This window comes from Kribbella deserti (genome assembly GCF_042434725.1).
Classification (GTDB): domain Bacteria; phylum Actinomycetota; class Actinomycetes; order Propionibacteriales; family Kribbellaceae; genus Kribbella; species Kribbella deserti.
Genome location: NZ_JBHLTC010000030.1, coordinates 225,681 through 245,859, shown reverse-complemented (window position 1 = coordinate 245,859; position 20,179 = coordinate 225,681). Strand labels below are relative to the sequence as shown.

18 protein-coding genes are annotated in these 20,179 nt (G+C 68.5%); 8 read left to right on the top strand and 10 right to left on the bottom strand.

Translation table 11 applies throughout. From position 1 onward, the window contains the following. Window positions 1–110: 110 nt before the first annotated feature. Together dhaL and dhaK are read right to left on the bottom strand one after the other, a co-directional pair. Window positions 111–743: a dihydroxyacetone kinase subunit DhaL gene (gene dhaL / locus ACFFGN_RS23840; protein ID WP_380051691.1), complete on the bottom strand. Its 633-nt coding sequence runs from the start codon at window positions 741–743 to the stop codon at window positions 111–113. Beyond that, complete coding sequence (dhaK, locus tag ACFFGN_RS23835) at window positions 731–1,735, bottom strand: dihydroxyacetone kinase subunit DhaK (protein ID WP_380051446.1); 1,005 nt, start codon at window positions 1,733–1,735, stop codon at window positions 731–733. The genes dhaL and dhaK overlap by 13 nt, the downstream gene beginning before the upstream one ends. Before the next feature lie 276 nt (window positions 1,736–2,011). Between dhaK and ACFFGN_RS23830 the strand changes: the two genes are divergently transcribed. Then, the gene (locus ACFFGN_RS23830; RefSeq protein ID WP_380051444.1) at window positions 2,012–2,521 is read left to right on the top strand and encodes a GNAT family N-acetyltransferase; all 510 of its coding nucleotides are present in this window, start codon (window positions 2,012–2,014) and stop codon (window positions 2,519–2,521) included. 141 nt (window positions 2,522–2,662) lie between these two features. Here the strand turns inward: ACFFGN_RS23830 and ACFFGN_RS23825 are convergent, their stop codons facing one another. Further along, window positions 2,663–3,223 (bottom strand): RNA polymerase sigma factor, encoded by a 561-nt coding sequence (locus ACFFGN_RS23825; RefSeq protein ID WP_380051442.1) that lies wholly within the window; start codon window positions 3,221–3,223, stop codon window positions 2,663–2,665. Between the two features lie 61 nt (window positions 3,224–3,284). Here ACFFGN_RS23825 and ACFFGN_RS23820 point away from each other — a divergent pair, with 61 nt between their 5' ends. Then, the gene (locus ACFFGN_RS23820; RefSeq protein ID WP_380051440.1) at window positions 3,285–4,643 is read left to right on the top strand and encodes a serine/threonine-protein kinase; all 1,359 of its coding nucleotides are present in this window, start codon (window positions 3,285–3,287) and stop codon (window positions 4,641–4,643) included. A 34-nt stretch (window positions 4,644–4,677) separates the two neighbouring features. On the opposite strand, the gene ACFFGN_RS23815 is transcribed toward ACFFGN_RS23820, so the two are convergent. From ACFFGN_RS23815 to ACFFGN_RS23790, 6 genes are all read right to left on the bottom strand, one after another. Beyond that, the gene (locus ACFFGN_RS23815; protein ID WP_380051438.1) at window positions 4,678–5,046 is read right to left on the bottom strand and encodes a hypothetical protein; all 369 of its coding nucleotides are present in this window, start codon (window positions 5,044–5,046) and stop codon (window positions 4,678–4,680) included. 104 nt (window positions 5,047–5,150) lie between these two features. Beyond that, the gene (locus ACFFGN_RS23810; RefSeq protein ID WP_380051436.1) at window positions 5,151–5,870 is read right to left on the bottom strand and encodes a hypothetical protein; all 720 of its coding nucleotides are present in this window, start codon (window positions 5,868–5,870) and stop codon (window positions 5,151–5,153) included. A 78-nt stretch (window positions 5,871–5,948) separates the two neighbouring features. Continuing rightward, window positions 5,949–6,671 carry a hypothetical protein gene (locus ACFFGN_RS23805; RefSeq protein WP_380051434.1) on the bottom strand — a complete coding sequence of 241 codons (723 nt, stop codon included), beginning with the start codon at window positions 6,669–6,671 and terminating at the stop codon, window positions 5,949–5,951. Next, entirely contained in the window at window positions 6,668–7,330 is a 663-nt protein-coding gene (locus tag ACFFGN_RS23800; RefSeq protein WP_380051432.1) for a TenA family protein, read from the bottom strand. The genes ACFFGN_RS23805 and ACFFGN_RS23800 overlap by 4 nt, the downstream gene beginning before the upstream one ends. Before the next feature lie 5 nt (window positions 7,331–7,335). Further along, window positions 7,336–8,769 carry a family 43 glycosylhydrolase gene (locus ACFFGN_RS23795; RefSeq protein ID WP_380051430.1) on the bottom strand — a complete coding sequence of 478 codons (1,434 nt, stop codon included), beginning with the start codon at window positions 8,767–8,769 and terminating at the stop codon, window positions 7,336–7,338. 132 nt (window positions 8,770–8,901) lie between these two features. Further along, window positions 8,902–11,190 carry a pectate lyase-like domain-containing protein gene (locus tag ACFFGN_RS23790; RefSeq protein WP_380051428.1) on the bottom strand — a complete coding sequence of 763 codons (2,289 nt, stop codon included), beginning with the start codon at window positions 11,188–11,190 and terminating at the stop codon, window positions 8,902–8,904. 295 nt (window positions 11,191–11,485) lie between these two features. Here ACFFGN_RS23790 and ACFFGN_RS23785 point away from each other — a divergent pair, with 295 nt between their 5' ends. From ACFFGN_RS23785 to ACFFGN_RS23765, 5 genes are all read left to right on the top strand, one after another. After that, window positions 11,486–12,115, top strand: a complete 630-nt coding sequence (locus ACFFGN_RS23785) for an excalibur calcium-binding domain-containing protein (RefSeq protein ID WP_380051426.1) — start codon at window positions 11,486–11,488, stop codon at window positions 12,113–12,115. A 92-nt stretch (window positions 12,116–12,207) separates the two neighbouring features. Continuing rightward, window positions 12,208–13,260 (top strand): SGNH/GDSL hydrolase family protein, encoded by a 1,053-nt coding sequence (locus ACFFGN_RS23780; RefSeq protein WP_380051424.1) that lies wholly within the window; start codon window positions 12,208–12,210, stop codon window positions 13,258–13,260. 175 nt (window positions 13,261–13,435) lie between these two features. Beyond that, window positions 13,436–13,669 carry a hypothetical protein gene (locus tag ACFFGN_RS23775; RefSeq protein ID WP_380051422.1) on the top strand — a complete coding sequence of 78 codons (234 nt, stop codon included), beginning with the start codon at window positions 13,436–13,438 and terminating at the stop codon, window positions 13,667–13,669. A gap of 158 nt (window positions 13,670–13,827) precedes the next feature. After that, the gene (locus ACFFGN_RS23770; protein ID WP_380051420.1) at window positions 13,828–15,027 is read left to right on the top strand and encodes a Gfo/Idh/MocA family protein; all 1,200 of its coding nucleotides are present in this window, start codon (window positions 13,828–13,830) and stop codon (window positions 15,025–15,027) included. Window positions 15,028–15,132: 105 nt separating this feature from the next. Then, window positions 15,133–16,710, top strand: a complete 1,578-nt coding sequence (locus tag ACFFGN_RS23765) for a TIGR03086 family metal-binding protein (protein ID WP_380051418.1) — start codon at window positions 15,133–15,135, stop codon at window positions 16,708–16,710. Here ACFFGN_RS23765 and ACFFGN_RS23760 read toward each other — a convergent pair. Then, on the bottom strand, window positions 16,671–17,378 hold the full coding sequence (locus ACFFGN_RS23760) for a GntR family transcriptional regulator (protein WP_380051416.1): 708 nt from the start codon (window positions 17,376–17,378) through the stop codon (window positions 16,671–16,673). The genes ACFFGN_RS23765 and ACFFGN_RS23760 overlap by 40 nt on opposite strands. 87 nt (window positions 17,379–17,465) lie before the next feature. On the opposite strand from ACFFGN_RS23760, the gene ACFFGN_RS23755 reads away from it, so the two are divergent. Next, complete coding sequence (locus tag ACFFGN_RS23755; RefSeq protein ID WP_380051414.1) at window positions 17,466–20,162, top strand: UxaA family hydrolase; 2,697 nt, start codon at window positions 17,466–17,468, stop codon at window positions 20,160–20,162. Window positions 20,163–20,179 lie beyond the last annotated feature (17 nt).

Here is a 20,179-nt window from a genome sequence, read left to right as displayed (position 1 = left end):
CCTCAACAACGCCCCGACAGCACGGGACGACCGCCAACCCCGTCACGCCGACCACCGACCCGACGAGCACCTGGCGAGCACCCGGCGAGACGGCGACGGGATCGGACCGGTCATGTGAGGGTTCGAGCGGCGGACTCCAGCAACAGGGTGGAACTGGTCGCGCCTGGATCTTGATGGCCCGCGCTGCGCTCGCCGAGATAGCTCGCGCGGCCCTTGCGTGCGACCAGCGGCGTGGTGGAGTCGCGGCCCTGGGCGGCGGCGTCGGCAGCGGCTTTCAGCGCGGAGGCCAGATCGCCGCCACCCGCGACGGCCGCGTCGTACGCCGCCAAAGCCGGCGCCCACGCGTCGTACATGGTCTTGTCGCCGACCTCGGCTTTGCCGCGCGCGAGAATGCCGCCGACACCGGCGTGCAGCGCCTCGCCGACCGAGGCGGGCGTCACCTCACCGGACAACGCGGTGCCGAAGCGCAGCAGGAACGTGCCATACAACGGGCCGCTGGCGCCGCCGACCTTACTCACCAGCGTCATACCGGCCTTTTTCAGCAACTCGCCGGGTGTTTCGAACTGCCCGGCGTCGAGCAGCTCGACCACGGCCTGCATGCCCCGGTCCATGTTGCTGCCGTGATCGGCGTCGCCGATGGCCGAGTCGAGCTCGGTCAGATAGGCCGCGTTCTCCTTGATGACGCCGGCGTAGTCACGTAACCAGGCGGCGAAGGTCTCGACGCCGGCCATCAGACACCCCAGCGCAGACCCGGCGTATTGACCGGCGCATCCCAGAGCCGGACCAGCTCGTCGTCAAGTTTGAGCAGGGTGATCGAGCAGCCCGCCATCTCCAGCGAGGTGATGTAGTTGCCGACCAGCGACCGCGCGACGGAGACCCCGGCGCGGTCGAGCAGCTGGTGAATCTCGTTGTACATCAGGTAGAGCTCGATCAGCGGAGTGCCACCCATGCCGTTGACGAAGGCGATCACCGAGTCGCCGACGCCGAACGGCAGATCGGTGAGCACGGGATCGACCAGCATCGCCGCGACCTCCTTCGCGGAGGCCAGTGGCAGCCGCTGCCGCCCGGGCTCGCCGTGAATGCCGACGCCGAGCTCCATCTCGGTCTCCGCGAGCTCGAACGTCGGTTTGCCCGCGGCCGGCACGGTGCAGGAGGTCAGCGCCATGCCCATACTGCGGCCGTTGTCGTTCACCCGCCGGGCCAGGTCGGCCACCTCGGTCAGCGAGCGGCCCTCCTCGGCCGCGGCGCCGACGATCTTCTCCAGCAGCACGGTCACGCCGACCCCGCGACGGCCTGCCGTGTAGAGGCTGTCCTGCACCGCGACGTCGTCGTTGGTCACGATCGAGACGACCTCGGTGCCGGTCTCGGCGGCGGCCAGCTCGGCGGCCATCTCGAAGTTCATCACGTCGCCGGTGTAGTTCTTCACGATGTGCAGCACACCGGCGCCGGCGTCCACCGCCTTGGTCGCGGCCATCATCTGATCCGGCACGGGCGAGGTGAACACCTCACCGGCGCAGGCGGCATCCAGCATGCCTAGGCCGACAAAGCCGCCGTGCATCGGCTCGTGCCCGGACCCACCGCCCGACACCAGCCCGACCTTGCCTGGGCGCGGAGGCTCCCGGCGCAGCACGATGCGATTCGGATGGTCGACGCGAACGTGGTCCGGATGCGCGGCCTCGAGTCCGAGCAGCGACTCGCTCACGACATCGGCTGGGTCGTTGATGAGCTTCTTCATGCAGCCATCTGAGCACAACCGGCCCGCGCTTTCGACCCCCGATCGCCGCCCTGTGGATAACCACCGCCGGCCAACCGCGGTCCGGAAGTCCGCTAATCAGCAGCGGAGCGGCCCAGAGCGGACTAGGGTTGGAGGCAACTACCCGGATCGACTAGGGAATGGAGCTGAGTTGATGACCGCGCCAACGGCGTTCGCCGTTGTTGTTGTCATGCTCAGCTTCCGGATTCCGGCCTGACGTTTCCCGGGCCGAATCCCCTTGTTCGAAAGGGATTCCCGTTGTTCAATTCGTGGCACACTCGCGTTGAGACCGCCGCCGATATCGCGGCGATTCGTGCGGTCAATCTGCAGGCGTTCGGCCGTGCCTATGAGCCGGATATCGTCGACGCGTTGCGCGCCGACTCCTCCGCCTGGTGGCCCGGGCTGTCCATCATCGCCACCACCGAGGCCGGTGAGGCGGTGGGGCATGTGCTGCTCAGCCGGTGCCGGATCGGGGTGACGCCGGCGCTGATCCTCGGGCCTTGTGCGGTGTTGCCCGCCTACCAAGGGCAAGGCGTTGGCGGCGCCGTCATCCGGACGGCGCTGGCCGCGGCTCGTCGGCAGGGCCATCGGTTCGTCGTACTGCTCGGGCACGCGGACTACTACCCGCGGTTCGGGTTCGAACCGGCCGAGCCGTTCGGCATCAGTTTTCCGAACGTCGAGAGCGGCCCGCATCTGATGGCGCTCGCGCTCGGCACCGACCGCCTCCCGGCCGGAGTGATCGACCTGCCGGCCAGCTGGAACATCTGACCGGAGCCAGCGGCGGGACCGGCGCAGCCTCGACGGCGCGCCGGCCCGCCGCAGGCCTCAGCCACACCCGCCGTACGCCGCAGCCTCAGCCACACCCGCCGCAGCCTCCCGCCGTACGGCGGAGGGCGGAGGGCGGCTGGGTCAGTCCTTCGGGCGGAGCATGGGGCGGACTACCTCGCGGGCGTCGTGGATGCGGGACTTGATCGTGCCGAGGGGTGCGCCGACCTCGGCCGCGATCTCCTCGTAGGTCAGTCCGTACACATCGCGCAGCACCAGCGGCGTGACCATCTGGGGCCGGTCGCGCTCGAGCGCCTCCAGGGCCTCCAGCAGGTCCAGCCGGGTGCCGGCGATCACGCTGGTGGTCCGCGGGTCCGGCTTCTCCATCTGCTCCGGGCTGTGCGCCGCCTGGGCGGTGCGCTTGAGCTTGCGGTAGGTGGAGCGGGCCGAGTTGGCCGCGACCGAGTGCATCCAGGTGCTGAAGCTGCTCCGGCCGGAGTAGGTGTGGATCTTGGTGGCGACGTTGAGCATCGCCTCCTGGGCCGCATCCTCGGCGTCGGCGCTGTACGGCAGCACGCTCTTGCAGATGCGCAGCACCCTCGGCCGGATCGCCCGCAACAGGTCGTCCATAGCCGCCTTGTCGCCCGCGGCGGCCCGCTCGGCCAGGGCTCCGAGGTCCTCGGGCGTGGTGCCGGTCTCGCTCATCAGTTCCTTCGTGTCATCCCGCCCACAGGTTGTGGGCCTCCAGTACTCCATAATGCCCTGCATGGGGGTTCCGATCAGGCTCGGCCGGTACGCCGTGCGACGCCGCCTGGGCTCAGGCGGGTTCGCCACGGTGTGGCTGGCCTATGACGAACAGCTTGACGCCGAGGTCGCGGTCAAGGTCCTGGCGGACAACTGGGCCCACGACGACACCGTGCGGCGGCGCTTCCTGGAGGAGGGCCGCTTCCTGCGCCGGGTCGAGTCCGAGCACGTCATGCAGGTCCACGACGTGGGCGAGCTCGAGGACGGCCGCCCCTTCCTGGTCCTCACGTATGCCGACCGCGGCACGCTGGCCGAGCGCCTCAAGCAGGCGCCGCTGGGCCCGGAGGCCGCCGTAGGCGTGATCGTGCAGGTCGGCCGGGGCCTGCAGGCCCTGCACCGGCGCGGCCTGCTGCACCGTGACGTGAAACCCGCCAACGTTTTGTTCCGCAGTACGGACGACGGCGAGCGGGCCGTGCTGTCCGACCTGGGCCTCGGTAAGGCCCTGGACGAGGTGTCGCGGATCACTATGCCGGGCGGCACCCCGTCGTACGTCGCTCCCGAGCAGGCGATGGGCGAGCGCCTCGACGAGCGCGCCGACCAGTACTCGCTCGGTGCCGTCGCGTATGCCGCGCTCACCGGTCGTTCCCCGCACCAGGTGGACGGCCTCGGCGCCGCCGGCCGGGTCGAAGCGCCCGCGCCGCCGAGCAGCCTCGGCATCGCCGTACCGGACCGGATCGACGACGCCATCGTGCGAGCGCTCGACCCGAACCGGGAGAGGCGCTGGCCCGATCTCGAGACCTTCACCCGCGAGCTGGTCGGCGGGCTGAACGAGACCACCCGCGGCTTCGTACCCGGCACGGTGGCCGCGGCCCCGACCGTTGAGGGTGACCCCAAGACCCTGGCCTCGCCGACCGTTGCGGGCGGCTCCGCCAATGCCACGACGAAGCCGAAGCCGCCGACCGACACAGCGGCCACCACGGCGACCACTGCAGGGGCCACCACGCCGGTCCCGGAGGTCGGCGAGCCCTCTGCACCGGCCGACGCCGACAAGTCGGACAAGACCGATCAGACGGGCAAAGCCGCCAAACCCGATGAGACCGCCAAACCCGACGAGACCGGCAAGCCCGGCGCCGCCGACGAGGCCGCTCAGCCCGCGGCTCTCGTCGATGCCACGGCCGGTCAAGCCGAGAAGAAGCCCAGTTGGCCCGACGCTCTGGTCGAGCGCCGGGACCGCCGTCGGCGTCGCCGCCGCTGGCTGGTCGGGGCCCTGGTGCTGTGGCTGGTCAGCGCGGCGGTCGGTTTCACCGCCCAGCGGCTGTCCGCCGACGCGCCGCACGACCAGCCCACCCCGACCCACACCTACGTCCTCACCCAGGCCTGACCGAAGCCTGGCCAAGGCTTGACCGGGCAGCTGGTCAGCCCGCCAGCGCAACCGTTCGGGTGGCCCGGGTGAGCAACGAGTGCAGGCCCGCCTTGTCCTTCGGCCGCCCGGCCGCGGTCATCTCGAGGTACGCGTGATTGGCCGTGCCCCGCTCGTACGGCGCGACGTAGCGGGTGGTCACGTAGCGCGTCGCGCCGGCACCGTCGCGGTAGGGGTAGGTCAGCGTGCTGACCGCCATCACCGTGTGGTTCGGCAGATCGGACCGGACCGTCGTGGACACACGCGAGATGACCTTCAGCCCAGGCGTACCGCGCAGGGCCCGCTGCTTGGCCAGGGCGGCCTGGCTGGTCGACTGGCGACCGGAGAGGTTGCTCGCAGCAGTGACCCGGGCTCGGCTTAACACCCCAGCACTTACGGTGAAAGGTCAGCGTGGCCGGATCCAGCGGCGGCCACTCGGCCGTGCACACCATTGACGCCGCGGCCCGACCCTAAGGTTGCATCCCGAACTCAGTTGCTGCGGGCAACCGTCTTGGTGGCCCGGTTGAGCACTGCGGCAAGGGCCTTCTCGTCCTTCGGCATACCGGCCACGGCCATCACGACCGCCGTGTTCGGATTGCCCTCGAAGGCGAGGTGCCGGAGGATGACGAGCTTGAGTCCCTGTTCCTTTGAGATGTAGCTGTAGCGGAAGTCCTGGTAACTGCGCTTCACCCCGTCTACGCCGGTCATCGAACCGCTGACCAACTCGTCGAACTTGGGATCGTTCTCGTACGTCAGGGAGTCGATCACCTCGCGGCGCGCCCGGGTAGCCCGGCTCAGGGGAGTTTCGACCAGGTGGAAGCCGGCCTGGACCCGGATGAACCGGGGGTCCGGACCGGGCTTGGTGAATCGCGCGACGTCGCCTTCGGCCTGAATGGTCTCCCCCCAGCCCCTGGGCACCTCGAGTGAGACCGACGATTCCAGCTCGCCGGTGAGAGTGACCCGGCGCCCGACGAAGACGATGTCATCGAGCTCCAGCGCGGGCATCTTCGGCGGGACGATCGGGTATCTGGTGCGCGGGCTGCTCGGCGCCGGAGTCGGGGTCGGAGTCGGGGTCGGTGTGACCGGCGCCGAGGCCTGCGGGCGCCGGCCGGCCGCCGATCGATCTTCGGGCAGCGTGAAGTGGGCGGCGGCGTAACCACTGCCACCGCCGAGCACCATGATGCCGAGCACCGCTGCCGCTGTTCGCATAGCGCCCAACACACACCTCCGATCCCCAGTCCGGATGTTTGACACCGTAACCCGCCGATAAGTTCGAAGACCGCTTCGTCAGTTCGGCAACGGGGAGCGGGTCACCGTGCGGCTGGCCACGTCGAGAATGGCGGTCAGGGCCCGCTCGTCCTGGGGCAGGCCGTTCACGGTCATCTCGACGTCCGCCTTGTCGCCGTCGAGCGCGACCCAGCGAACCGCCACAAAGCGCAGGGTCTGGGACGGCACGTAGGTGTAGACCAGGGTCGAAACCGCGCGGGCGTTGCCCTGGTCGTCGATCACCGTACTGGACGACCGGGACTTGACCTGCAGGTCGTTCTCGGGTGGCTGGCTGCTGACCAGTTCGGCGATATGGGAGTCCATCAGTTCATTGGGCCGCCGCAGCGGGGTGAAGCCGGACTCGATCCGCAGCCCCCGCTCCAGGGTGGGATCGAGGTAGCGGATCTGCTGCGGCTCCTTCGGATACGCGCGGAAGGTCCAGCCGCGTGGCACCGACAGCGCGACCTCGACGGACGGGTTCGGTTTGGTGCGCAGCTTGAAGTCCACCGGCCGGTAGTCGAGGTGCTTCGGATTCAGAGCCGGTTTGTCGTTCGGAATCGGGGCCTTGCGAATGATGCCGAGCTGCGGGGGCGTCGAGTTCGCCTGGTCCGGATCGTTCGGCGAGCCCGCGCGCGGGAGGGCAGGCAGCAGCTCCGACGCGACGTAGCCCGAGTACGCCCCGAACACGGCTACCGCGACGGCCGCCACGAAGATCGGCAGCGCCTTGCCGAAGAAGAACCTCATTCGTGCACCAGGTCCCAGAAGGCCAGTTCGAACCGCGCCACCCGCCCGAACGCCTGGTGCATCGCGGGCGTCGGTTCCACCTGGTCGACCAGGCCCGCCAGGTCAGCGACGTACGCCGCGAAGTCGGGGGAGGACCAGTTCGCGATGAAACCCGCGTACGGCGTCTCGGCGCCGGTGGTGTCGCGGACCGAGGCCCACGCGTCGTAGTAGGCCTTCTCGACGCCGTACAGCACGGTGATGCCGACGGGCCAGCCGTCCCGCACGGATGCCAGCAGGTACGACGAGTAGCCCAGGTTGATCGGAGATGGCTCGACGTCGAGGTTCAAGCCACGGGTGGCGGCCTCCCGCTCGAAGAGGGCCAACTCGGGCTCCAGGGCGGCCAGGCCACCGGCGAGCACGGCGCGGGCCTCGTCGCTCGGCGCCACCTGGGTGAGCTCGTCCAGGAAGACCCGGAAGGTCCGGACGAAGTAGTGGTCCTCGATCAGCCAGCGGTCGAAAGTCGCCGCGGGCAGGGTGCCGGCCGAGGTCTTGGTGACGAACGGATGTGCCAGGATCTGCCGCCACAAGCCGGCCTGGGCGGTGAGGAGGGCGTTGCTCGTCGTCTCGGGCACCCGGGCATTGTCCCAGGTGCCGTCGACAACAGGCAGCGCCCTCCTCATCCGGCTCAGTTCGCTCCGTAGACCTCGACCCGGTCCATGCTGATCACGGTGGAGCTGGAACTCGGATTGCGCTCGCCGGTGACACGGACGGTGAGCGTGTGCGGACCCGGCGGCAGCACCGGGCTGAGGTAGTTCAGCTCCTCGCCGACCCGGATATCGCTGTGGAAGTCGACCCGTTGCTCGGGGCCACCGTCGATCGAGATGGCGGCGATGCCGTTACCCCGGTCGCGCACGCTGAGCAGGCCCACCTGCGTGCCGTTGAACCGGATCGTCGCCGTCGCGTTGGTCACGCCGCTCCAATGGTCGTTGCCCCAGAAGCACTGGGTGCCACAGCCCGAACCGGACTGCCAGGCCCCGGCGTACTCCACCTGCCACAGGCCCGTGCCGGTGTCGGTGTCGTTGATCCAGCGCGTCGCGGCGCCGGGATCACCCGACGGCAAGGTCTGGGTGGCGCCGGCCGCGAGGGGACGGCCGAAGTTCGGCGTGCCGTCCGCGTTCCAGGTGAAGCGCTGGGCCCGGGTGGTGCGGAAGGCGTACGTGTAGGTGCTGGTGTTCTTGCCGTGGTAGGCGATCCAGTCCTCGGTGCCGTCCGGCGAGGTGAAGAACGAGTGGTGCCCGGGACCCCACACGCCCGTCGCGTCGTTGCGGGAGAACACCGGTCCGGCGTGCTGCGTCCAGTTGGCCGCCACCATCGGGTCGGCCCCGTTCGCGATGCTCTTCATCCAGAGCTGGTAGTCGGGCTTACCGGTGTCGCAGGTCGAGTACGTCAGGAACGTCCGGCCGTTGCGGTACAGCGGCGTCGGCCCTTCCCGAACCTCGGTACAACCGCCACTGGCCGGAATCGCCACCCGGGCGCCCGTGGTGGTCCAGGGGTTGGTCATCCGGGCTATGTAGAGCTGAGCCGGTCCACCCTGTCCACGGCCCGGGCCGGTCCAGACGAAGTAGTCCTGGCCGTTGTGCGTAATGGGCTCGCCGTCGATCGCGTACTGGCCGAAGTCGGCGATCTTGGCCTTGAACGAGTACGGGCCCATAGGGTCGTCGCCGGCCGATTCGAGCACGTACATTCGGTGGTTGGCGTCCACGCCGTCCGAGGCGGTGTAGTAGATGTACCAGCGTGAGCCGACGTGACGGAACGCCGGCGCCCACATCTGGGTATTGCGGCTCGGATCGCTGTCACGCCATACAACCTCTTCAGGCGCGTTGAGCAGTGTCGCGAGGCTGGGCGAGCGCCAGATGCCGATGCGGTCTCCCCGCGTCGTAGCGACGTAGTAGCTGCCTTGGTGGTACATGACCGACGGATCCGCGCTGGTGTTCAGTGGGTTCCGGAAGTTGTTCACAACGGTCTGAGGTGCTTCTGGCGCCGGTACGGCGTTGCTGGTGGCTGGGGTAGCTGCGAGCAGCAATGTCAGTGCTGCCACTACCCGGCGGAATCGGGACATAGGGCGGGTCCTCTCAGCAATGCGGGGAAGACCAGTCCTACAACGTTGAAACGGCTCCCGCCAGGCCCTACGACCCTGGTCGAATGGTCGGGCTCAGGCGGCCGCCGAAACAGCCGCCCAAGCCCGAACACATCAGGGGTAACTAGGCAGGTAGTTCACCTGGGTAGCGGTGTTCGACGTACCACCAGTGTTGTTGATGATGCGGTTGATCGTGCCGACGCCGCCGAGCGACACCGTGAGCAGGTTGTGGAAGCGCACGCCGGGTTTGTCCGGTACCTCGAAACCGCGGCTGGCGACGATCGACGGGTTCGTCTGGAAGAACGAGTAAACGCCGACGCCCCAGGCCTGATGGGTCGAGACGCTGTCCGCCACCTTGTACGCGGCCCACCCGAGGGCGCCCGGGCCGCTGCTCCAACCCGCCTGGTTCGGCACGTCGTACGGCATCTCGTTCTGGTAGAAGTACGTCCGGCCGCCGTTGCCGTTCCAGAGCGTCTCGTATTGCTGGTAGTGCTCGACGAACAGCCCGTACATCGTCACGTCGTTGCCGTTGACAACCAATCCGGTCGCGGCGGTGTTGACGTCCCAGCCGACGGCGCTGCCGTGATCCGCGCGCCACAGCCACAGGTGGTCGCCGATGACGTTGTTGCTGTTCACCCGCAGGCTGACGGTGGCCTTACCGATCTGCGGCCCGCCGCCGATCCGGACGAACACGTCGTGCAGCGAGGTCGGGTTCGCCGCGTGGTTCGCGGCCGACCCGGCCGGACCGACCTCGATCAGCACGGGCGAGTTCACCGGTCCGGCGTCGACCAGGAAGCCGGCCAGCTTCACCCCGTCCACGTCGGCGACCGTGAGCGCCGCCATGCCGGTGTCAGGCTGCAACGTGGCCAGGCCCAGGCCGAGTACGACGGTGTTGGCGCGAGTCACGCGAATCGTGTCGTCGAGGTGGTAGACGCCGGGAGTGAGCAGGAGGTGTTTCCCCTGTGCCAGTGCGGCATTGATCGTCGCGACGGGAGCACCGGGCTTGACCACGTAGAACTCGCTGAGCGAGATCGAAGACCCTGCGGCGGGCCCGTTCGACCAACTGGTGCCGGAGGTGTTCTGACGCAGAGCGGGAACGAAGACGTGGTAGCTGCCGGTGGCGTCGATGTAGAGGAACGGCTTCTCGCGAACGACCGGGGTTTGGCCGACCACCGTGTGGGACGGGTTCGGGAAGTGCGGCGGCGGTGCGCCGTTCACCCCGAGGAAGACCATGTTCCAGACCGATCCAGCCCAGCTGCCGAACTCCGAGTTCCGGGAGAACCACTGCTGCTGCGAGCCGGAGACCACCCGGCCGTCGATCTTGGTGTCGGCGAACAACCCGCCGCTGGCCCAGCCGTCGCCGCCGTTCCAGAGCTGGATCTCCGGCGCGCCCTTCAGGTGCATCCGGCGATACGGCGCTGCCTGGGAGACGGCCCAGCGTTCGATCTGCCCGGGCGGGGTGGTGACGGCCAGGTTCTCGGCGGAGCGCCAGAAGTTCTGGGTGGCGTTGCCGAGGTTGTTCGGGTCGTCGCCCTGCTGCAGCCAATCGGCCTCCACCCGGACGTGGCCGTGGAGGTTGACGTCGTCCGGCGAGAGGCCGAGCCCGGCGACCTGGGTGAAGAAGCCGAGGTTCACGTCGGCGGTGTACGTGCCGGGCTGGAAAAGCGTCGCGTAGCGCTCGGAGCCGAACTGGTTGGTGTGCTGTCGCGCGGAGATGATGTTCAGCCGGTTCTGCATCTCGGCCTGCGGTGTGCCCGGGCCGAAGACGTACACGTTCGGCCCGAAGTCCGGGTTGCGCGGATCGGTCGGCGGTACGACCGGACCGGGCCCGCCGTCGCTGGTCCGCACGGTCACCTCCCAAAGTGAATAGCCCCAGCTGGTGGCCCGCTGAGTGCCGTGGATGCGCAGGTACCGGCCGCTGCCGGCGACGTCCAGCGTTTGTGTGCCACCCGTGCTCGAGGTGGTCGAGTAGATCGTGCTCCAGCTCGTGCCGTTGTCGGACACGCGGATCTCGAAGGCCCTGCCGTACGCCGACTCCCAGCTCAGCACTACCTGGCAGATGGCCTGGGTAGAACCTAGATCCACCTGCAGCCATTGGGGATCCGCGAAAGCGCTCGACCATCTCGTACCGGGATTGCCGTCTACGGCCGCGGAGGCCGGGGTGCCGCCGTTCTCGATGGATGAGGCCGTCGCGGGGCGGTTCTGCGCGACATTCGTGCTGTCACAGGCTTGCGTGGCTCGAGGCCCACTCTCAGCTTGAGGACCTTGAGGACCTTGAGCGGCTTGAGTGGACTGGGTGGTTTGCGGGCCGGCCTGGGCGTTGTCGCCGCCAGGAGCGACAACGAAGGCGGAAGCCAGCAGTAGTGCGACGGGTATGGCGGACAGCCGTCTGGATCTGGACATGGCGGCACCAATCAGGAGAGGACGGGCGGCATCCAGCGACCCGGGATCGGGCCGCCTTTCCTGCAGGGTTCAGAGAGCGCTCTCTGAGAGAGTGGCCGCCCCTCCGAGCACTGTCAAGGGAACGTTCCCCCCGCGCTGGTTGCGGAACTTCAGGTCCAGCTGCCGACTGGCCGGATCGGCTTCCACCACAAGCAGTCCGGCCTGGCCGGCCGCACTGGGTCGCGAGCTGCCGTGTCTCGATCGTTAGTAACGGACAGTGAGGTCGGCCGGATATAGCCGCAAAGGGGGCAACACCATGGATCGCTTCAACTCACCGCCCGATTGGCCCGCGCCACCTACACCGGACTGGCGCCCGCCGCGCGGCTGGCAGCCCGATCCGGCCTGGCCGCCGGCGCCGTCGGGCTGGAGATTTTGGCTCAACGAAAGGGGCGCGCGCAGTCTCGGCCCGCCCGGCCTGTACGGATCGGTCAGCCGCGGGCGGCTCGCGGCCGGCCTTGGCGCGGCGGCGTTGATCCTGATGGGCGGCTGTACGGCGATCGTCGGCGGCGATGGGGGCACGTCAGGAGATCAGGCCGGGCCAGCACCGACCGTGACGATCGAGCGAACCGTGCCGATGGCGCCGGTGGCGTCCGTACCGCCCGCAACCGTGACGGCGGCCGGTCCGACGGTGACCGTGACAGTGAAGCCGAAGGCGGTTCCGCCCGTGACGGTTCGCCTTCCCCGGGCCACGGTGACGGTGACCGCGCCGCTGGTGCGCAAGTCGACCCAGCCGGTTCGGCCCGATCCGGAGGAGACGACCGGTACTAGTGCGTACTACGCCAACTGTGCGGCGGCCCGGGCGGCCGGTGCGGCGCCGCTCTACACCGGCGATCCGGGATACAGCCGGAAGCTGGATCGGGATGGTGACGGTGTGGCCTGTGAGTAGTGGGGTAGGCGACTGGGTGTAAGCGGGGGGTTGCGTTTAGGGTTCCTCTGGCGGTCCGCCCAGGCCGCCTCAGTGAGGAGACAAAAGCACATATGCGTACTGCCCGGATCGCCCGGTTGTGTCTTGCCTCGGCGATCGGATTCGCTGCTGCCCTGCACGCGACCGTAGTTCCCGCCGCCGCCATCGAACCCGAACAAAGTGGACCGCCCGCGTACGCCGTACCGGCCGCTGGGGCTGCCGAGGACGCGTTGCCCGAGCTGCCCATGTTCGAGATTCCGGCGGACCTTGTGGCAGCCGACGTAGCGCCTCTCGCCGTACAGCAGAAGGCCGCGAAGCCGCGGAACATCCAAGCGTCACAAGCCGCCCAAGCCCCGGAGGCGCCTCAGGCTGCGCAAGTCGCTCTAGCCCCGCAAGGCGCCCAAGCGCCCCAAAGCGCCCAAGCCCCGCAGGGTGCGCAGGCGCCGCAGCGGACGACGGCGTTGCGGGCGTTGAAGGTGATGCCGATGGGTGACTCGATCACCTACGGCGTTGGCAGCAGTACGCACGTCGGTTACCGGCTCGATCTGTGGAATCGCTTCCGTACCGTTGGCTATGCGGCCAACTTCATGGGCACGCTGCGCAGCGGCCACATGGGCGACAACAACCACGAGGGTCACCTCGGCTGGCGGATCGACCAACTGTCGGCGAATGCCGCTCGCTACATGGCGCTGTACAAGCCGGACGTGGTCCTGCTGCACATCGGCACCAACGATCTCGCGCAGGACTACAATATGGCCCAGGCGCCGCAGCGGCTGTCCTTGCTGATCGACCGGATCCGCAAGGCCCGGCCGACGGCCCGGATCTACGTTGCCAGCCTGATCGCGATGAAGTCGTCACAGGCGGGTGTGGCCAGCAAGCGGTCGGCGTACAACGCGGCGATTCCCGGAGTGGTGCAGAAGAAGGGCCCGATGGTCCGGTTCGTACCGCAGCACCTGGTGCCGGCGAAGGACCTCGCGGATCAGGCCCACCCGAACAACTGTGGTTACGCCAAGATGGCCTACATCTGGTTCTACTACCTGGGCCGTTCGCCGCTCAACCAGTCGGGCAAAACCTGGCCGACCGGCTACTACCCGTTCGGCTCGGCGAAGGGCGCCTGCAACCCCTGATCGCGCTGGTGACACCGCTCAACCGAAGGTTGCAGCGGTGTCATTAGCTCAAACCCCTTGTGCACGCTTGAGATCTGATCGAGATTTGACCGTGACCTTACACAGGGCTGGTCGTTGATCAGTCAGTCGAAGCAGATCACTGGATCTCGGGGGAGATCTCGAAAGGCGCCCGCCCGTGCACAAGTTCAACTCACCACCCAGCTGGCCCGTTCCGCCCACCGATCGCTGGCGTCCGCCGATCGGCTGGTCGCCCGACCCGGCCTGGCCGCCGGCTCCGGACGGCTGGAAGTTCTGGCTCAACGGGCGCGGAATGCCCGCCAGCGGTCCGATCGGCGCGTTCGGCGCGGTGCAGGGCGGCCGGCTCGAGGTCGTCGCCGCCGACTCGTCCCAGCTCCTGATGACGGTCTAACCTCTCGCTGCAAAGGCCGCCGGACGGTCCCGCCAGCGAGGCCGGCAGGTCCGACAGGTCCGCCTGGCGGATCGCGCGCGAGGCCGGTTCCAGCCGCCATGTGCACATGTTGAGATTTGTGCTTACCTGGTCGAGATTTGTGTGATTGCCTTTCGGGTATGAGCTTCAGCATCGGCCTGGTCGGCGCCGGCCAATTCGCCCCCTCGTTCCTGCGCCTGTGGCTGGCGCATCCCGACGTGACCGACGTCCGGCTCACCGACGTGCTGCCGGACCGGATGGCCGAGATGGCCGCGCGATTCGGCATCTCCACGACGTACCAGTCGTTCGAGGAGATGCTGAACTCGGACGTCGACGCGGTCGCGATCTTCACCCAGCGCTGGCTGCACGGTGAGATGGCGATCCAGGCGCTCGAAGCCGGTAAGCACGTGTACTCGACCGTGCCGATGGCCATCGAAGCGGACCAGATCGCCCGCATCATCGAGCTGGTTCGCGAGACCGGCCTGACGTACATGATGGGCGAGACCAGCTTCTACTACCCCTCGTCGGTGTACTGCCGGGAGCGGCTGGCCAAGGGCGACTTCGGCCGGGTGTTCTACTCCGAGGGCGACTACGTGCACGACATGGACCTCGGCTTCTACTCCGCCTACCAGTACAGCGGTGGCGAGAAGTGGAAGGAGGTCGCGAGCTTCCCGCCGATGCTCTACCCGACCCACGCGGTCGGCAACGTTCTGTCGGTCACCGGGCAGTACGCGACCCACGTGTCCTGTATCGGCGTGAAGGACGACCGCGGCGACGGTGTGTTCGACAAAGAGGTCAGTCAGTTCGACAACGACTTCAGCAACGCCACGGCTCTGTTCAAGCTGGCCGACGGTGGCGTGATGCGGACCAACGAGATGCGCCGGGTCGGTTATCCCTCGCACATCCGGGAATCGCGCCTGCGCATCTTCGGTACCGAGGGCAGTTTCGAGCAGCTTGCCGAGACCAGCGTCTGGCAGACCAAGCAGGGCGTCGAGGACATCACCGACCTGCTCAAGACCTCCCCGAGCGGCAGTCTGGACGACGAGGACATCCGGCACGTCGATCCGGCGCTGCGCGACGCGTTCCGCTCCGGCCTGGCGCCGGTGCACGACCGCAGCCGGCTGCCCACCGAGTTCACCGGGCTGCACAACGGGCACGACGGTTCGCACCACTACCTGGCCGACGACTTCGCCCGCGCGGTCACGGACCGGACGATTCCGCCGGTCAACGCGTGGGTGGCCGCCCGCTACACGCTGCCCGGCATCGTCGCGCACCAGTCCGCGCTGCAGGGCGGCGTGCAGCTCGAGATCCCCGACCACGGCGACGCCCCGGCCGCCTGAAGCCGGCAAGCACTCGGTCGGCAGGCCGAGTGCTGCGGCCGGTACGAAGCCCGAGGGGATGGGATGCTTGACTCTCCCACTGTGGGAGACCGGAGGCTGACGGCTATGCGCGTCGGCGACGACACCTTGTGGAGTATCGGCGAGATCGCCCGCCGGACCGGGCTCTCGGTGAAGCTGATCCGGCATTGGTCGGACTGCGGCATCGTGAGCCCGGCCGAACGGACCGAGGCCGGTTACCGCCGCTACGGCACCGAGGCCCTGGCCCGGCTGCAGCTTGCCCGGACCCTGCGGGAGCTCGGTCTCGGCCTGGTCGAGATCCGGGAGGTGCTCGATCGTGAGCACACCTTGGCCGAGGTCGCCGCGGTGCAGGTCGACGCGCTGGAGGCACAGATCCGCACGCTGCGCTCGCAGCAGGCGGTCCTGCGCTCCGTCCTGAGCCGCGACGCCACCACCGAGGGAATTCTCAGCATGACCGAACTGGTCCGCATGTCCGCCGCCGAACGCCGCAAGATCATCGCCGACTTCGTCACCGAGGCCCTGGCCGAACTCGACGTACCCACCTACCGGCGCGGCCTGCTCGCGGCCACGCCGGAGCTTCCCGCCGACCCCACCGACGAACAGGTCGACGCCTGGATCGAACTAGGCGAACTCGTCCAGGACCCGGCCCTCCGCAACGGCTTGCGCCGGATGGCCCAGTACGCCGCTGAGCACCACCCGGGCGAGCACGACGACGCCGTACTGGCTGAAGCGCGGCAGGTGACCGACGACTGGCTCGCGTCAGTGAACGCGGCCATGGCGGAGGGGATCGCGGCGGACTCGCCGGCCGCCGATCCGATCGTGACCGCCATCGTCGCCGCGTGGATCCCCACCCAGCCGACCGCGGTGACGGACGACCTTCAGGGCCGGAAGCTGCTCCTCGAACAGCTGGAAGTGGCAGCCGATCAAAAGGTCGAGCGCTACTGGCAACTGTTGTGCGTCATCAACGGCTGGCCCGTTCGGCCGAGTATGGCGGCCGCCGGCGCCTGGCTCCTCGCCGCGCTGAGGGCCAATCCCGAACCAGGTGCGAGGGCCGCCAGACTCGACGAGCTGTACGCCGACAAGCGCGACGCGTGGGAGCCGGCCGGAGTGCTCGCCGCCTGCGAAAGGGTGGTCGAGGCGGTCACGCTGCTAGTCAGCAAGGTGAAGCCCGACGAGTTCGACCGGCCGACACCTTGCGCGGACTGGGATGTCCGGGCGCTGCTCAACCACCTGGTCTGGGAGAACCTGCTCTGGGGTGGATTCGCCGAAGGTGCTCCGCCCGCCGACTTCACCGCCGACCATCTTGGCGATGACCATGTCGAGGCGTTCCGGGTCGCCTCGCGGCGGGCCTTGGCCGCCTTCAACCGTCCGGGCCTGCTCGAGCAGCGGTTTGGTCCTGCGCCCGGGCGACGCCTGGTCGAGCAGTTGGTGATCGAGTTGCTCGTGCACGGCTGGGACCTCGCCAAGGCCACGGGACAATCCCACGACACTGTCGGTGACCTCGCGGAACTGGCGCTACCTGTCGTCCGGGAGATCTACGGCGAGGCCGAACGATCCGCGGCCGCCTCCTTCGCGCCCGCGCGGCCGATCCCGTCGGACACGAACCCGCTCGACCGCCTAGCCGCCTACTTAGGACGTTCGGTGGACTGGTCCGGGCGGTCGTAGATCTTGCGAAGGCGGAGGGCCATCGAGGTGTCGAGGTGGCGCTGCATCGCCTGCTCGGCCGCAGCCGGATCGCCCGAGGCGATGGCCTCCACGATCTGGCGGTGTTCGACCAGTACTTCCGGCCCGGTTGCCCGGTCATAGTGCAGCCGGAAGATGTGCAGGTGGCAGTGGGTCCGCTCGAAAGCAAGGCGGACCTGCTCGCTACCGGACAGCCTCGCGATCAACGTATGGAACCGGCTGTCATGCGCGGTCAGGGACTTGTAGCCGGCATAGTCCACCGAAGTCGGACTAACTGCCGTAGCCAGTTCCGCCCGCAGGAGTTCCGCACCACTCGCGTCAATCCGCGCAGCGGCCTCCCGGGCGGCCCACGGCTCCAGTAGTCGCCGGAACGCGTAGAGGTCTTCGAACTCCTCCAGCGTGAGCAGGGGTGTCGCGCGGTACCCCTTGAGTGGCTCCTTGTCGGCCAGTCCTTCCGACTCCAGCCGGGCCAGCGCCTCACGTACGGGCGTGGAGGACACCTGGAAGTCACGGGCCAGGCCGTCGATCGAGATCCGCGCGCCGGGCTGGATGTCGTGATCCATCAGCATCGCCTTGATGGCCTCGTAGACGTCATCGGCCAGCATCTGCCGCCGTGACAGGCGCCGGTCCTGCTGACTGATCTCGGTCATCTGCTCCCTCGCACCTTGACCCAGGCCCGCCGGTTGGGCAGGCTGATGCCGGTAATCATGCATCATGCACGATTCGAGGGGAAGCGTATGCGGTTCGACGAAGTGGGCGTGCTGCCCGAGCCCGGTGACAACGTCGCGATCGCCTCGCGGCGGCTCGAGGCCGGCACGGTGATCGACTTTGGCGACCAGCAGGTGACGCTGCCGCACACCGTGCTGGAGGGCCATCGGTTCGTGGCCCGCCCGGTCGCCGCGGACGAGCCCCTGCTGTCCTGGTCGACCCCTTTCGCCCGGGCGCGGCGAGACCTGGTCGTCGGTGACTACGTCTGTACGCCGTCCAGCCTGGCAAGCGTCACCTCCCGCGGGGTGGCGGGCCTACCGTCGGAGCCGTCCGCCGACAACGTGCCGCTCGACCCGTACGAACTGGATGAGACGGCCCTTCGACTCGGCCGGCAGGTGTCCCCGGTGGAGCGGCCCGGGACGTTCCTCGGCTTTAAGCGCGAGCAAGGCCCAGCCGGGACGCGGAACCACGTGGTCCTGGTGGCGACCAGCTCGCGCAGCAGTGCCTTCGTCACCGAACTGGCTCGTCGCCTGGGCAACAGCCCCACCGTCGTACCGGTCGCTCATACCGAAGGTGGCGAGGACGTCCGGCCGAACAACCTGCACTTTCTGCTCGCCACGTTGAGCGGCTTCTTGCTGAATCCCAACGTTGGCGCGGTTCTGGTGGTCGACACCGAGAACGATGTGGTTGCCGGGAGCAACATTCGCGAGTTCATCGCGGAGCAGGGCTATCCGTCGCTCCAGGTGCCGCACGCGTTCTTCACCCGCACAGGTGGTTTCGAGGCCGACCTGGCTGCCGCCGCAGCGCTGGTCGAGCCGTGGATTCCGCAGGTGCTCGCGCAGCAGCGCACCGAGGTCCCGCTGACGGACCTGCGGATCGGCCTGCAGTGCGGTGGTTCCGACGCTTTCTCGGGTATCAGCGCGAACCCGCTGTCCGGTGCCGTCGCCCGCGAGGTGATCCGCCACGGCGGCATCGCCGTACTCGCCGAGACCGACGAGTTGATCGGTGCTGAGGGCTACGTACTCAAAAACGTGCGGGATGTCGCGACCGCCCGGCGATTCCTGCAGACCATCCAGTCGTTCAAGGAACGCGTCGGCTGGCACGGCCACACGGCCGAGGGCAATCCGTCCGGCGGCAACGTCTATCGCGGCCTCTACAACATCGTGCTGAAGTCGGTCGGCGCCGCCCGCAAGCTCGATCGGGACGTCCGGCTCGATCACGTCATCGACTACGCCGAGCCTTTGCCGGGGCCCGGGTTCATCTTCATGGACAGCCCGGGCAACGACCTGGAGAGTGTCGCCGGGCAGGTCGGCAGCGGCTGCAACCTGATCTTCTTCACCACCGGGAACGGGTCGATCACGAACTTCCCGTTCGTGCCGACCATCAAGTTCGTCACCACCTCCCCGCGGTACGAGCTGCTCAAGGCCGAGATGGACGTGGACGCCGGGCGCTACCTGACCGGTACGCCGATGGATACGTTGACCGCCGAGACGTTCGACCTCACCGTGCGGGTGGCGTCGGGCGAACCGAGCGCGGGCGAACGGGCCGGGCACAGCCAGGTGTCGATCTGGCGCGACTGGAAACAAACCGGCCCGCGCGAAGGCATTTCGATCGACCGTCGGCCCTTGCCGCTTGCGGAGCTGCCGATCGACGACCGCGACGCGCCGCTCGCGGGTAAGCCGGTCCCAGGTCGAACCGCGACGCCACCGGCGATCGGGCTGTCCCTGCTCGCCGCGGATGGCCGTCGTACGCCGGAACAGGTCGGGCTGATCCTGCCGACGAGCCTTTGCTCCGGGCAGATCGCCTTGCGGTTGGCCGAGCAGGCCGAGAACGAGAAGTGGGCGGGGGAGGCCGTTTCCCGGCTGGTGGCGTTGCCGCATACCGAGGGCTGCGGTTCGAGTGGTGGCGCGTCCGAGCAGACCTTCGCTCGCACGATGGTCGGGTATCTGCTGCATCCGAACGTGCGCATGGCCTTGCTGCTGGAACACGGCTGCGAGAAGACGCACAACGACTACTTCCGATCACGACTGGTCGAGGCCGGTGCCGATCCCGCGCGGTTCGGATGGGCCAGTATTCAGGCCGATGGCGGTCTGGAGGCGGTTGGCGGCCGGGTGCGCGAGTGGTTCGGCCGCTTCGGATTGCCCGCGCCGGTGGAGGTCGCTGGTGGCCTGGGTGATCTCACGGTCGCGCTGGAGGCTCGGGGCGAACTGACCGACGACACGGCCGACGCCTTCGCGCTGGTAGGCGCGAGCATCGTTGGTGCCGGTGGCACGGTCATGTTGTCGTCGCGGGGGAGCCTGCTGGCGAACGACCGGTTCCGCCGGAATGCCTTTGGTAGCGAGGATTCCGTCGACCCGACCATCGCGCACGGCCAGCGGTTCGTCGAATCCGGGTGGCACGTGATGCGCATGCCCGGCACGGACTGGATGGAGACGGCCACCGGATTCGGCGCGGGTGGTGCGCAGCAGATCCTCGCGCATGTTGCCGGAGGCACCTTGTCGGCTCAGCGGTTCGTCCCGGTCGTGCAGCTCAGCGCGGATCCGGCGACGGTCCGAAAGCACGGCGACGACCTCGATGCGGTGGTCTCCGGTACGCGTCTGGAGCAGGCGCAGGTCGCGTTGCGCACGGTGGCCGCGGTGGCGAGCCGCCGCCAGGTACCGCGTGCGGTTGCCTCGGGCAACGTCGGCTTCCAGATCACCCGGGGGCTGCTCGGTACGTCGATGTGACCGGTTTTCTACAGAGA

What these genes read in the sequence shown, in the direction of transcription:
- ACFFGN_RS23795 (WP_380051430.1), bottom strand. Translation starts at nt 8,769, where the DNA reads ATGTCCCGATTCCGCCGGGTAGTGGCAGCACTGACATTGCTGCTCGCA.
- ACFFGN_RS23765 (WP_380051418.1), top strand. Translation starts at nt 15,133, where the DNA reads ATGCGCGTCGGCGACGACACCTTGTGGAGTATCGGCGAGATCGCCCGC.
- ACFFGN_RS23810 (WP_380051436.1), bottom strand. Translation starts at nt 5,870, where the DNA reads ATGCGAACAGCGGCAGCGGTGCTCGGCATCATGGTGCTCGGCGGTGGC.
- ACFFGN_RS23760 (WP_380051416.1), bottom strand. Translation starts at nt 17,378, where the DNA reads ATGACCGAGATCAGTCAGCAGGACCGGCGCCTGTCACGGCGGCAGATG.
- dhaK (WP_380051446.1), bottom strand. Translation starts at nt 1,735, where the DNA reads ATGAAGAAGCTCATCAACGACCCAGCCGATGTCGTGAGCGAGTCGCTG.
- ACFFGN_RS23805 (WP_380051434.1), bottom strand. Translation starts at nt 6,671, where the DNA reads ATGAGGTTCTTCTTCGGCAAGGCGCTGCCGATCTTCGTGGCGGCCGTC.
- ACFFGN_RS23755 (WP_380051414.1), top strand. Translation starts at nt 17,466, where the DNA reads ATGCGGTTCGACGAAGTGGGCGTGCTGCCCGAGCCCGGTGACAACGTC.
- ACFFGN_RS23780 (WP_380051424.1), top strand. Translation starts at nt 12,208, where the DNA reads ATGCGTACTGCCCGGATCGCCCGGTTGTGTCTTGCCTCGGCGATCGGA.
- ACFFGN_RS23790 (WP_380051428.1), bottom strand. Translation starts at nt 11,190, where the DNA reads ATGTCCAGATCCAGACGGCTGTCCGCCATACCCGTCGCACTACTGCTG.
- ACFFGN_RS23770 (WP_380051420.1), top strand. Translation starts at nt 13,828, where the DNA reads ATGAGCTTCAGCATCGGCCTGGTCGGCGCCGGCCAATTCGCCCCCTCG.
- ACFFGN_RS23785 (WP_380051426.1), top strand. Translation starts at nt 11,486, where the DNA reads ATGGATCGCTTCAACTCACCGCCCGATTGGCCCGCGCCACCTACACCG.
- ACFFGN_RS23800 (WP_380051432.1), bottom strand. Translation starts at nt 7,330, where the DNA reads ATGAGGAGGGCGCTGCCTGTTGTCGACGGCACCTGGGACAATGCCCGG.
- ACFFGN_RS23820 (WP_380051440.1), top strand. Translation starts at nt 3,285, where the DNA reads ATGGGGGTTCCGATCAGGCTCGGCCGGTACGCCGTGCGACGCCGCCTG.
- ACFFGN_RS23825 (WP_380051442.1), bottom strand. Translation starts at nt 3,223, where the DNA reads ATGAGCGAGACCGGCACCACGCCCGAGGACCTCGGAGCCCTGGCCGAG.